This window comes from Rhodovibrio sodomensis (assembly GCF_016583645.1).
GTDB classification, from domain to species: Bacteria; Pseudomonadota; Alphaproteobacteria; order Kiloniellales; family Rhodovibrionaceae; genus Rhodovibrio; species Rhodovibrio sodomensis.
Genome location: NZ_NRRL01000026.1, coordinates 38111 through 50721 on the forward strand (window position 1 = coordinate 38111; position 12611 = coordinate 50721).

Here is a 12611-nt window from a genome sequence, read left to right on the forward strand (position 1 = left end):
TTCAGTCCGCACCCAACAGGAGACTGCCCGACATGCTGCAGATCGCCCGACTGTCGCTGAGCGACGCCCGTAGCCTGATCGCCGGCGCGGCCAGGCGCGCCGAAGAGATTGGCGTGCCGATGTGCATCGCCGTGACCGACGAAAGCGGCAACCTGATCGCCTTCGAGCGGATGGACGGCGCCAAGGTGCTGTCGATCGAGATCGCGCGCGACAAAGCCATGGTGGCGGCCGCGCAGCGCAAATCGACGGCGGATTACAACAAGGCCGTCCAAGCCGAGGGCAGCCTGACCTTCGGCATCCACACCGCGATCGGCGGGCGCTTCTCGGTCGTCGGCGGCGGCGTCCCGGTGACCGTCGACGGCCAGGTCGCGGGCGCCGTCGGCTGTTCGTCCGGCACCCCGGACCAGGACGGCGACTGCGCGCAGGCCGGTATCGACAGCTTTCTCGCCGAACGCTGACCGCCGCGCGGGCCCGGCGCCCGGTCCAGCGCCGGGCCCCCGCGGACGCCGGGTTCATGGCGGGCCGGCGGCAAGCAGAGGCAAGCACAGAATCGTCACCGCCTGTCAGTTTCGCGGGATCACAAGCCCCGGCCCACACGTTTGGGGGTGGACGGACGCGCCGATCCGCCTAATTCCCGTTGCGAACGCGCGGACGCATAACGAAAGGGACTTGCCCAATGGCTCCGTTCGAGCTGCATGACGCCCTGCGGAACCAGCAGGCGGAGGCCCCCGCGGCCGACGGCCCGCCCAGCCGGGACACCGCCGCCGCCGCCGGCCATGCCAACGGCCACGCCGCCAAGGTCGGCCGCGCGGAGGCCGAGGCCGCCGTACGCACCCTCCTGACCTATATCGGCGAGAACCCGGACCGCGAAGGGCTCGCCGACACGCCCAAGCGCGTGATCAAGTCGTACGACGAATTCTTCGGCGGCTACACCCAGGACCCTGAAGACATCCTGGCGCGTACGTTCGACGAAACCGACGGCTACGACGAGATGATCGTCCTGGACGGCGTCGAGTTCACGAGCCATTGCGAGCACCACATGGTCCCGATCGTGGGCACCGCGTACATCGGTTACCTGCCGAAGACGCGCGTGGTCGGCGTCAGCAAACTGGCTCGGGTGCTGGAGATTTACGCCAAGCGCCTGCAGATCCAGGAGCGCCTGACCTCCCAGGTCGCCAACGCGATCAACGACGTGCTCGATCCGCGCGGGGTCGCCGTCGTGCTGCGCAGCCAGCACCAGTGCATGGCGACCCGCGGCGTGCGCCAGAACGGCGCGATGATGACGACCAGCCGGATGCTGGGCGAATTCCGCGAAAGCCGCGATGTCCGCCAGGATTTCGAAACCCTGGCCGGCCTGAACCGCCGCTGAGCGGCACCTCTCCCTGGTATCAATACCGTAAGGCGCGATCGACCGGCCGTGCGTGCCGCCCCACCGGCTGTACGCACGGCCGGTTTGCGGCCGACCCCCAGCGCTGATCCCCGGATGCCGGGGCGGACCGCGTCGGTCGGCGTGCGTGCGCTAACGCACGGTACGGCTGTGCGCCCGCCAACGTACATTCGAGCCCGTGCGCGCACGGGCGCGAGCCGTACGTATGGAAAGCACGGAGCGTACGCCAATTACGCCTTGCCTAAGGCTTGTTCCTGCGATTCCATCCGTGCCATGACACGTACGCGGTATGCCGACAGCGATCGCGCGGCGGCCGCGCCGCCGCACCGACGGGCCCGCACGGGTGCGGACGGTAAGGCCCCGGACTCCGAGGCGAGGGACCCCGAGGCGGGAGAGCCTCATGCGAGGAACCCTGAGGCCGCGGGCCGGGAAGCCACGGACCGGGAGCCAGGAGTGTCCGCGTCGGCCGGCCCGGCCGGCGGCGAGTCTGGAGGCACAGGCTTGGATCATCGCCAGGAGCCGCGCACCGCCCCGTCGACCGCGGATCTGCTGGAGACCTTTCCGCGGCTGTTCGACGAGCAACGGATCCCTCTGCGTCGTCTGCTGGAGGCGCTGGGCGACCGGGGTATGGCGTCCGCCTTGTTGGTGCTGAGCGCCCCGCAGTTGCTGCCGCTGCCGCTCGGCGTGTCCAACGCGCTGGCCTTGCCGATCCTTCTGGTCACTCTGCAGATGGCCGCCGGCAGCCGGCAGCCGTGGCTGCCCGAATGGGTGCTCGACCGGCCGGTGACGCGCGACAAGGTGCTGGGCGCGTGCCGGCGCACGGCACCCTTGATGCGCCGGATCGAACGGGTGATCCGGACGCGCTGGCGGCACATCTGGCAGCCGCCGGCCGACCGGCTGGTCGGCCTGTGCTGCGTGGTGATCTCGCTGGTCTCGCTCGCCCCGCTGCCGCTGACCGGCTGGCTGCCCGGGGCCGCGCTGCTGATCGTGGCCCTGGGTCTGTTGGAGCGCGACGGCATGATCGTTGCCACCGGCCTGGCGCTTGGGGCCGCGGCGATCGGGGTGTTCGTCGCGGTCGTCGCGGGACTGGTCGAGGCTGGCGAGAAAATCCAGCAGATGGCGCAGCTGGCGTCCGAGGCCGTGCCCGCCGCGCCCGCGCTGGCGTTGGCCTCAGGCCTGGCCTTTTAACAGCTTCTTCAGCGACACGTCCGGATCGGCCAGCTGCGCTGGATCCGGACTCACACCGCGTTCGATCATCCGGCGCACGGCGGCGATGTCGGCCGGCCGGTCGACCGCGTTGGCGCCGACCAGGCGGCCGCCGTCGTCCAGGTAGAACAGCGTGAAGCCGGGCCCCGCGGCCGGATCGCCGCGCCAGACGTGGCGCACCGGGCCGGTCGGCATCCCGACCATCTGCAGGTTGATGCCGTGCTGGTCCGACCAGAACCACGGCAGGTCGGCGTGCCGGACCGCCGTGGCCCCAGCCATCGCCTGACCGGCGACCAGCGCCTGGTTCTGGGCGTTCTGCCAGGATTCCAGCCGGATCTTGCCGTCGGCGTAAGGGGTCGGCTGCCGGGTGACGTCGCCCGCGGCGAAGATCTCGGGATCGCTGGTCCGGCCCTGATCGTCGACCTCGATGCCGTCGTCGGCGTCCAGGCCGGCCTGCATCGCCAGTTCGACGTTCGGGCGGATACCCACCCCGATCACCACCAGATCGGCGTCGATCCGGCTCCCGTCGGCCAGTTCGACGCCGGCCACCCGGGCGCTGCCCAGCAGCCGCGCGACCTCGGCTTCGAGGCGGACGTCCGCGCCGTGGTCGCGGTGCAGACGGGCGTACCAGTCGCCCAGCTCCGGGGCGACCTGCCGGCGCATCAGGCTGGGCGCGGCCTCCAGGACGGTCGTGTCGCAGCCCAGTTTGCGCGCCGCCGCCGCGACCTCCAGGCCGATGTAGCCGCCGCCGACCAGGGCAACCCGCGCGCCGGCCCGCATCGCGTCGCGCAGCGCCAGGCTGTCGGCGACGTCGCGCAACACGTGCACGCCCGGAAGCTCGACGCCCGGCAGACCGGGCACCTTGGGCTGCGCGCCGGTGGCGAGCAGCAGCCGGTCGTAGGCCAGCTCCCGCCCGTCCGCCAGCACCATGCGCTTGCGCGCCCGGTCGATCCGGCCGGCCCGGGTGGCCAGGCGCAGGTCGATGCCGTGCTCCCGGTACCACCCGTCCTCGCGCAGCTTGGCGCTGTCCGGTTCGGCCTCCCCGGTCAGCACCTGCTTGGAGAGCGGCGGGCGCTCGTAGGGCGCCCGCTCTTCCTCGGCCAGCAGGATCACGGTGCCGTCGAAGCCGGCCTTGCGGATACCCTCGACGGCGCGCCCGCCGGCCTGGCCGCCGCCGACGACGATGAAGGTCTGGTTGGACGTCGGGTCGGCCAACGCGGCCTCAGGCCTGCTTCTTGAAGCCGACGTAGACCTGATCGTCCTCGATCTTAACGGGATAGGTCTCGACCGGATCGTCGGCCGGCGGCGCGGTCGCCTCGCCGGTCTTCAGGTTGAAGGTCGCCTGGTGCAGCGGGCACTCAATCTCCTCGCCGTCGACGAAGCCCTCCGACAGCTGCGCGAACTCGTGGCTGCAGACATCGTTGATGGCGAAGATGCCGTCCTCCAGCCGAACCACGCAGATCAGCGTATCGCCGATCCGAGCGTGCTCCGGCTCCTGCTCCTCAAGCTCGCTCGCCTTGGTGACGGCGTGCCACTCCAGGGTGTCGTCGGCCATGTCGGGTCCCTCATGCTGGTCGATTTGGTTTGGCGCAGACGGCGTCAGGCAGCCGGACAGGGCGGCGCGGAGCCGTCGCCGGTGCGCGCTGTGCCATCGCTACATAGCATCGACCAGGGGCGCCTCGCCATGGCGTGACGGCATGCGGGTGTGTCACGATCGCGGGCGGAGCAGCCACCCGAAAGGCGCGGCAGACGGGGCGCGACTCGCCGGGTGATCCGGCCAACGGCGGTCCGGCTGGGGTGTGAGCGCGCGCACATCGCGCACGCACGCCCGCTGTCACGGACTTGAAGCACCCCCCGTGCGGGCCAAGATACCGGTTAGCACTCAGGAACTTGGGTCGACAGGCGCGGCACGCCGTCGGCCCGCAACGGCCGCACCCCGAAAGGACGCGGCAGAGCACGAGGAACCATGCTGGAGCTGTCCCAAGGCAACCGTTACCCAGTCCTTCCCCTGCGCGATATCGTGGTCTTCCCCCATATGATCGTGCCCCTGTTCGTGGGCCGGGAGAAGTCCGTCAACGCGCTGGAGGAAGTCAAGCGCGAGGACAAGCAGATCCTTCTGGTGGCGCAGAAGGATGCGCAAAAGGAAGACCCGCAGTCCGGCGATCTGTACGACGTCGGCACGCTCGCCTCGATCCTGCAACTGCTGAAGCTGCCCGACGGCACGATCAAGGTACTGGTCGAGGGCGGTCAGCGCGCCCGCGTCAAGCAGTTCACCGAAAACGACAGCTTCCTGGAAGCCGAGGCGGACGTGATCGCCGAGGACGAGACCAGCGAGGAGCGCGATCTGGACGCGCTGCGGCGTTCGGTGGTCTCGCAGTTCGAGCAGTACATCAAGCTGAACAAGAAGATCCCGCCGGAGGTGCTGAACACCGTCAGCCAGATCGAGGAACCCTCGAAGCTGGCCGACACGGTGGCCTCGCACCTGTCGCTCAAGATCGCCGACAAGCAGGAGCTGCTGGAGGCCGACACGGTCGCCGAGCGCCTGGAGAAGATCTACGGCTATATCGAGGGCGAGATCGGCGGCCTCGAGGCGGAAAAGCGCGTGCGCAACCGCGTCAAGAAGCAGATGGAGAAGACGCAGCGCGAGTACTACCTCAACGAGCAGCTCAAGGCGATCCGCAAGGAGCTTGGCGAGGGCGACGACGGCCAGGACGAACTGCAGGAGCTTGAGGACAAGCTGAAGAAGGCCAAGCTGCCCAAGCAGGTCCGCGAGAAGGCCGACCAGGAGCTCAAGAAGCTCAAGAACATGAGCCCGATGTCGGCGGAGTCGACGGTGGTGCGCAACTACCTCGACTGGATCGTCGCGGTGCCGTGGAAGAAGCGCTCCAAGCTGAAGAACGACCTGCAGTACGCCCGCGAGGTGCTGGACGCCGACCACTACGGGCTGACCAAGGTCAAGGACCGGATCCTGGAGTACCTCGCCGTGCAGCAGCGCATGGGCAAGGTGAAGGGCCCGATCCTGTGCCTGGTCGGCCCGCCCGGCGTGGGTAAGACCTCGCTCGGCAAGTCGATCGCGCGCGCCACCAACCGGCAGTTCGTCCGGCAGTCGCTGGGCGGCGTCCGCGACGAGGCGGAGATGCGCGGTCACCGCCGGACCTACATCGGCTCGATGCCCGGCAAGGTGGTCCAGGGGATGAAGAAGGCGGGGACGACCAACCCGCTGTTCCTGCTCGACGAGGTCGACAAGCTGGGCGCCGACTGGCGCGGCGATCCGACCTCGGCGCTGCTGGAGATCCTGGATCCGGAGCAGAACGACAAGTTCGTCGACCACTATCTGGACGTCGAGTACGACCTGTCGGGGGTGATGTTCATCACCACCGCGAACACGCTCGACATGCCCCCGGCCCTGCTCGACCGGATGGAGATCATCCGGATCCCGGGCTACACCGAGGACGAGAAGGTCGAGATCGCCAAGCGCCACCTGATCACCAAGCAGCGCACCGAGAACGGCCTGACCGAGCAGGAGTGGTCGATCTCCGACACCGCGCTGCGCGCGCTGATCCGGCGCTACACCCGCGAGGCCGGCGTGCGCAACCTGGAGCGCGAGATCGGCACCCTGGCCCGCAAGGCGGTCAAGGAGATCCAGCTCAACAAGGCCACCCAGGTGCACGTCACCAAGCAGAACCTGGAGAAGTACGCCGGCGTGCCGCGCTTCAAGCACACCGAAGCGGAAACCGAGGATCTGGTCGGTGTCGCCACCGGGATGGCCTGGACCGAGGTCGGCGGCGAGCTGCTGTCGGTCGAGAGCGTGACCGTGCCCGGCAAGGGCAAGGTGACCTCCACCGGCAAACTCGGCGAGGTGATGAAGGAATCGATCCAGGCGAGCGAGTACTTCATCAAGGCACGCGCCCCGGAGTTCGGCATTCAGCCGAACCTGCTGGACCGTAAGTCTGTGCACGTGCACGTGCCCGAGGGCGGCACGCCCAAGGACGGGCCGTCCGCCGGCATCGCCATGGTGACCTCGATCGTCTCCGCGCTGACCGGCATCCCGGTGCGCCACGATGTGGCGATGACGGGCGAGGTCACGCTGCGCGGCCGCGTGCTCGCGATCGGCGGCCTCAAGGAGAAGCTGCTGGCGGCGATGCGCGGCGGGATCAAGACGGTGCTGATCCCCAAGCAGAACGAGAAGGACCTCGCCGACATCCCGAACAACGTCAAGCGGGGCTTGGAAATCGTCCCGGTCGACACGGTCGACGAAGTGCTCGACCGGGCGCTGACCACCAAGCCGACCCCGGTCGACGTGGTCGAGGAGACCGAAGTCGATCAGCTGGCCCGGCCGAGCGAGCCGGCCCGCGGTGGGGTGACCAAGCACTAGAGCAAAATCGATTAAGGTCGCGTCGACCTTCATCGTGAACTTTGCTCTAACTGCTTGAAGAGACGGCAAGATTCAGTTGAAAGGTGGCTTCACCTTTCAGCATCTTGCTCTCGACGCGCGGTCACCCGCGCCCCGGCGAGATGGCAAGGCCCCGGGCCGCCACGGCGGACCGGGGCCTTTTCTGTGCGGCAGATCGGGACCGGGTCCGGGCCCCTCCGGGGGGGGGGGTAGGCGCCGGCAATCAAGTTGGGGCTTCCCGACTTAGGTTAATTCGTCTTAGCCTGATATGAGAAACAATACGGGGTGTCACGGCGTTGTCATGCGAGCGGGAGTGGGTTTTGGGCCAGCATTCGCGCCACGGGCAAGAGGCTCCAAGGTGGAACCACCTTGCGGCAGGATCTTGCCTTCGAACTAAGGCGTTAGCGCGAAATTCAGTCAGCAGGCCGATCCGGCCTCGCGCTCTCGGCGCGTGACGCAGTGAACAAGCCCGGGCGTGCGATCCGGGCGGGATAACACGACGCAGGCGGCCTCCGCCGGGGCCTTCGGGGACATCCCGGGACACCCGGGGTCCTGATGACCCCCGGCGCGATCGGTGGGCCGCGGACGAGCGAAGATGGGAGGGTTCGGGACAATGCTTACCGGCATCCTGTTCCGCCAGATCGTGCGCGAGGGGACGCTCACGGTCGTGGACTCTCGGGGTCGGTCGGAAACCTACGGCTCCGGCCGCCGCGACGAGCCCCACGCGACGGTGCGGATCACCGACCGAGCGACCGAGGCGAAAATCGCCGCCCACCCCAAGCTCTACCTGGGCGAGGCGTATATGAACTCCCGCCTTCTGGTAGAGGAGGGCAGCCTCTACGACTTCCTGAACATTTGCGGGCGCAACGTCCTGCGGCTGGAAAACCACCCGCTGTGGGGCATGTTCGAGCGCGCCGGCGCGCTGCTGCGGCCGCTGCTGTACTACAACCCGGTCGGCCGGGCGCGGAAGAACGTCGCCCACCACTACGACCTGTCCGGGGAACTGTACGACCTGTTCCTGGACGACGACTGGCAATATTCCTGCGCCTATTTCCTCGATCCCAAGAGCGAGACGATCGAGCAGGCGCAGGCGAACAAGAAGCGCCACATCGCGGCCAAGCTCAAACTCGACCGTCCGGGGCTGGAGGTGCTCGATATTGGCTCCGGCTGGGGCGGGTTGGCCATGTACTTGGCGCGCGAGGCCGGCGCCAACGTCACCGGCGTCACCCTGTCCGAGGAGCAGGTCAAGAAGAGCCGCCAGCGGGCCAAGGACGCCGGGCTCGAGGAGCAGGTGCAGTTTCAGCTGCAGGATTACCGCAACCTGAGCGGCCGCTACGACCGGATCGTCTCGGTCGGGATGTTCGAGCACGTCGGCACGCAGCACTACCACGAGTTCTTCCGCAAGGTGCACGACCTGCTGGCCGACGACGGGGTGGCGATGATCCACTCGATCGGCCGGATGAGCCCGCCCGGCTCGACCAACGCCTGGCTGCGCAAGTACATCTTCCCGGGCGGCTACACGCCAGCGCTGTCGGAGACGCTGTCGGTGGTCGAGCGGCGCGACCTCTGGGTCACCGACATCGAGATCCTGCGCCTGCACTACGCCGAGACGCTGCGCCGCTGGTACGACCGTTTCCAGGCCAACCGCGCGCGGGTGCGCGAACTTTACGACGAGCGCTTCTGCCGGATGTGGGAGTTCTACCTGATCGGCTGCGAACTGTCGTTCCGGCAGATGGGCCAGATGGTGTTCCAGATGCAGCTCAGCCGGCGCCAGGACGCGGTGCCGCTGACCCGCGACTACATCACCGACTGGGAACGCGCCCAGATCGCCGAGGGCCAGAGCGCCGCGGCGGAGTAGCGGGCGGCGGCCGTCAGCCCCCTCTTCCACCCCCAAACTGATTCCCCTCCTCCACTGGGAGGAGGGGCTAGGGGAGGAGGAACCACGAGCGCTCATGCCGCGGGCACCCTCCTCTCCCTCGCCCTCTCCTCCCACTGGAGGAGAGGGAATAAGTTGGGCAGCCGATGTAACCGGCGCCAACGGCCTGTGTGATTTCGCCTCGCCCGCACACAAACTTTCATCCCGGCACCCCGACTCTGCTAGGCTCGCCGCATGAGCGACAGCAGCAACATCGCGCACCTGCCGGGCCCGGGCGGCGACGGCGAGCAGACCGGCTACCGCGCCCCGCCGGTCAACTACGAGGCCGAGCAGGCGCTACTCGCGGCCGTGCTGGCGAACAACCAAGCCTACGAGCGGGTCGCCGACTTCCTGCAGGCGGAGCACTTCGCCGATCCGGTGCACGCGCGGATCTTCGAGGCCTGCGGCAAGCTGATCAACCGCGGCCAGATGGCCAACGCGGTGACGCTGAAGAACGTCTTCGAGCAGGACGGCGACCTGCAGGAGGTCGGCGGCGCGCAGTACCTGGCCGAGCTGCAGAGCGCCTACGTCACCGTCATCAACGCCGAGCATTACGGCAAGGCGGTCCACGACCTCTACCTGCGCCGCCAGCTGATCGAGCTGGGTGAGGAAGTAGTCCACGAGGCGTTCGACTACGACCTGGACAGCCCCGCCACGCGCCAGATCGAGGTCGCCGAGCAGAAGCTGTTCAACCTGTCCGAAAGCGGCCAGACCGAGGGCGGCTTCCAGTCGTTCCGCCACGCGCTCGCCGGCGCGATCGAGATGGCGGAGAGCGCGCACCGGCGCGAGGGCCAGATCGCCGGGGTGCCGACCGGCTTCGTCGACCTCGACGAGATGCTGGGCGGCATGCACAACTCCGACCTGGTCGTGCTCGCGGGCCGACCGGGCATGGGCAAGACCGCGTTCGCCACCAACGTCGGCTTCAACGCCGCCCGCCGGCACCGCGACAGCGGCGGCGAGGACGGCGCGGTCGTGGGCTTCTTCTCGCTCGAGATGTCGAGCGAGCAGCTGGCCACCCGTATCCTGTCGGAATCCTCGACCGTGCCCAGCGAGGACATCCGCCGCGGCAAGCTGTCGGCCGACAGCTTCGAGAGCGTGGTCCAGGCAAGCCACGAGCTCTCCACCCTGCCCTTCTACATCGATGACACGCCGGCGGTGTCGGTCGGCCAGGTGCGGACCCGCGCGCGCCGGCTGAAGCGCCAGCAGGGCCTGGGCATGATCATCGTCGACTACATCCAGCTGATGCAGCCGACCGCCGGCAGCCGGCCGGAAAGCCGGGTGCAGGAGATCTCCGAGATCACCCGCGGGCTCAAGATGATCGCCAAGGAGCTGAACATCCCGGTGATTGCGCTGTCGCAGCTCTCGCGTGCGGTCGAGCAGCGCGAGGACAAGCGCCCGCAGCTGGCCGACCTGCGCGAATCCGGCACGATCGAGCAGGACGCCGACATGGTGATGTTCGTCTACCGCGAGCAGTACTACCTGGAGCGTGCGGAGCCGACCCAGCGCGCGGACGAGTCGGAGGAAAAGCACCAGGAGCGCTACGACAAGTGGCGCGAGCGCCTGGAAAAGGCGTGGGGCAAGGCGGAGGCGATCGTCGCCAAGCAGCGCCACGGCCCGACCGGTAAGATCGAGCTCGCCTTCGACGGGGCGACCACCAAGTTCGGCAACCTCGCCCGCGAGGATCAGCTGCCCGATGAAATCGGCTGAAGCCGGCGGCGCGGCGCCGCACGCAGCCGGGCGCGGCGCGGCGCTGCAGGCGGACCCCGCCGCGCGGCGCGCCGGCGCGATCCTGCAGGTCGACCTGGACGCCGCCGCCTGGAACTACCGGCGGCTGTGCGACCAGCTGACCCCCGGCACCGAATGCGCGGCCGTGGTCAAGGCGAACGCCTACGGCCTGGGCGTCGGCCGGCTGGCGCCCGCGTTCGCGGCGGCGGGCGCGCGCAGCTTCTTCGTCGCCACGATCGAGGAGGGGCTGGAGCTGCGCCGCGTGCTGGGCGACGCGGGCTGGCCCGAGGCCGGGATCTACGTCCTCAACGGCCCGCTGCCGGGCACCGAACGGGAGCTTCTGGAGGCCCGCCTGACGCCGGTGCTGAACAGCCTGGGGGATCTGGAGCTGTGGCGCGCCGCCGGCCGCGCCGCGGGCGTGCGCCCGGCGGCCGCGCTGCACGTCGACAGCGGGATGAGCCGGCTCGGCCTGCCCGACGACGAGGTCGCCCGCCTGGCCGAAGACCCCACGCCGCTCGCCGACATCGACCTCGCCCAGGTAATGACCCACCTGTCGAGCGCCGACGATCCGGCGCATCCGGAAAACGCCGCCCAGTTGGCGCGCTTCGACGCCGCGCTCGCCCGGCTGCCGGCCGCGCCGGTCAGCTTCGCCAACTCCTCGGGCATCTTTCTAGGCCGCGCGTACCACCGCGATCTGGCCCGGCCGGGGGTGGCGCTCTACGGCGTCAACCCGACGCCCGGACAGCCCAACCCGATGCAGCGGGTGGTGACGCTGAAGGCACGCGTCCTGCAAGTCCGCCAGATTGACGCTCATCGGGGGGTTGGCTACGGTGCCAGCTTCCGCGCCCAGGGGCCAAGCCGGATCGCCACGATCGCGGCCGGCTACGCCGACGGGCTGCTGCGCCATCTCTCGAACAGCGGGCACGTTGCGGTCGGGGGCCGCCTCGCGCCCGTGGTCGGACGGGTTTCCATGGATTCCATCACGCTGGACGTCACCGCCCTCGGCGACGAGGCGCCGGTCGCCGGCGACTTCGTCGACGTGATCGGCGACGCGCACGACCAGGACGCGCTGGCCGCCGAGGCCGGAACGATCGGCTACGAGGTGCTGACCAGCCTCGGCGCCCGCTATCACCGCGTCTACACCGGCGGGGGCGGCTGAACCGTATGGTCCTGCTGCAGATCGTCGGGCGGACCTTCCTGAATTTCCTGGCCGCCGCCGGCCGATTGTTCCTGTTCACCGCCCACGCCGTCTCGCACATGGCGCGCCCGCCGTTCTATTGGCGCAGCCTGGGCCGGCAGATCCTGGACGTCGGCTACTATTCCCTGCCGGTGGTCGGGCTGACGGCGATCTTCACCGGCATGGTGCTGGCGCTGCAGTCGTATACCGGCTTTGCCCGCTTCTCCGCGGAAAGCGCGATCCCGAACGTCGTGGTGGTGTCGATCACCCGCGAACTCGGTCCGGTGCTGGCCGGGCTGATGGTCGCGGGCCGCGTCGGCGCGGCGATGGCGGCGGAGATCGGCACGATGCGCGTGACCGAGCAGATCGACGCCCTCACCACGCTCGCCACCAACCCGTTCAAGTACCTGGTCGCCCCCAGGCTCTGGGCCGGCATCATCACCCTGCCGATCCTGGTGCTGACGGCGGATGCGATCGGCATCTTCGGCGGCTATCTGGTGTCGACCTACAAGCTGGGCTTCAACCCGGCCGTCTACCTCAACAACACCCGCGAGTTCCTGGAAGTGATGGACGTCGTCTCCGGGCTCGTGAAGGCCGGCGTGTTCGGCTTCCTGATCGCGCTGATGGGCTGCTACCACGGCTACCACAGCCGCGGCGGGGCGCAGGGCGTGGGCGGCGCGACCACCAACGCGGTGGTCTCGGCCTCGATCCTGATCCTGTCGTTCAACTACGTGATCACGGAGCTGTTCTTCGCCCGATGACCGAAACGAACGGCCACGCCCGCGCCACCCCGCAGGCCACCCCGCGG

Annotated in this window: 10 protein-coding genes; 8 read left to right on the forward strand and 2 right to left on the reverse strand. The window is 69.0% G+C overall.

Features of this window, described 5'->3' with window-relative positions:
• Positions 1-32 precede the first annotated feature (32 nt).
• The 3 genes from CKO28_RS11385 to CKO28_RS11395 all read left to right on the forward strand — a co-directional run bounded on the left by CKO28_RS11385 (position 33) and on the right by CKO28_RS11395 (position 2575).
• Positions 33-458, forward strand: a complete 426-nt coding sequence (locus tag CKO28_RS11385; RefSeq protein ID WP_200340903.1) for a GlcG/HbpS family heme-binding protein — start codon at positions 33-35, stop codon at positions 456-458.
• 218 nt (positions 459-676) lie between these two features.
• Positions 677-1369: a GTP cyclohydrolase I FolE gene (gene folE / locus CKO28_RS11390; protein ID WP_200340904.1), complete on the forward strand. Its 693-nt coding sequence runs from the start codon at positions 677-679 to the stop codon at positions 1367-1369.
• A gap of 519 nt (positions 1370-1888) precedes the next feature.
• Positions 1889-2575, forward strand: coding sequence for an exopolysaccharide biosynthesis protein (locus tag CKO28_RS11395; protein ID WP_200340905.1), 687 nt, complete (start codon positions 1889-1891; stop codon positions 2573-2575).
• Here CKO28_RS11395 and CKO28_RS11400 read toward each other — a convergent pair.
• Together CKO28_RS11400 and CKO28_RS11405 are read right to left on the reverse strand one after the other, a co-directional pair.
• Positions 2558-3808 carry an NAD(P)/FAD-dependent oxidoreductase gene (locus CKO28_RS11400; RefSeq protein WP_200340906.1) on the reverse strand — a complete coding sequence of 417 codons (1251 nt, stop codon included), beginning with the start codon at positions 3806-3808 and terminating at the stop codon, positions 2558-2560. The two genes, CKO28_RS11395 and CKO28_RS11400, sit on opposite strands and share 18 nt — an antisense overlap.
• Positions 3809-3815: 7 nt before the next feature.
• The gene (locus CKO28_RS11405; RefSeq protein ID WP_200340907.1) at positions 3816-4148 is read right to left on the reverse strand and encodes a non-heme iron oxygenase ferredoxin subunit; all 333 of its coding nucleotides are present in this window, start codon (positions 4146-4148) and stop codon (positions 3816-3818) included.
• 411 nt (positions 4149-4559) lie between these two features.
• Between CKO28_RS11405 and lon the strand changes: the two genes are divergently transcribed.
• The 5 genes from lon to CKO28_RS11430 all read left to right on the forward strand — a co-directional run bounded on the left by lon (position 4560) and on the right by CKO28_RS11430 (position 12564).
• Positions 4560-6968 (forward strand): endopeptidase La, encoded by a 2409-nt coding sequence (gene lon, locus CKO28_RS11410; protein ID WP_200340908.1) that lies wholly within the window; start codon positions 4560-4562, stop codon positions 6966-6968.
• Between the two features lie 631 nt (positions 6969-7599).
• The gene (locus tag CKO28_RS11415) at positions 7600-8844 is read left to right on the forward strand and encodes an SAM-dependent methyltransferase (protein ID WP_200340909.1); all 1245 of its coding nucleotides are present in this window, start codon (positions 7600-7602) and stop codon (positions 8842-8844) included.
• A 252-nt stretch (positions 8845-9096) separates the two neighbouring features.
• Complete coding sequence (locus CKO28_RS11420) at positions 9097-10608, forward strand: replicative DNA helicase (protein ID WP_200340910.1); 1512 nt, start codon at positions 9097-9099, stop codon at positions 10606-10608.
• On the forward strand, positions 10595-11785 hold the full coding sequence (gene alr, locus CKO28_RS11425) for an alanine racemase (RefSeq protein ID WP_200340911.1): 1191 nt from the start codon (positions 10595-10597) through the stop codon (positions 11783-11785). The genes CKO28_RS11420 and alr overlap by 14 nt, the downstream gene beginning before the upstream one ends.
• 5 nt (positions 11786-11790) lie before the next feature.
• Complete coding sequence (locus CKO28_RS11430) at positions 11791-12564, forward strand: MlaE family ABC transporter permease (RefSeq protein ID WP_200340912.1); 774 nt, start codon at positions 11791-11793, stop codon at positions 12562-12564.
• The last annotated feature ends 47 nt before the right edge of the window (positions 12565-12611 follow it).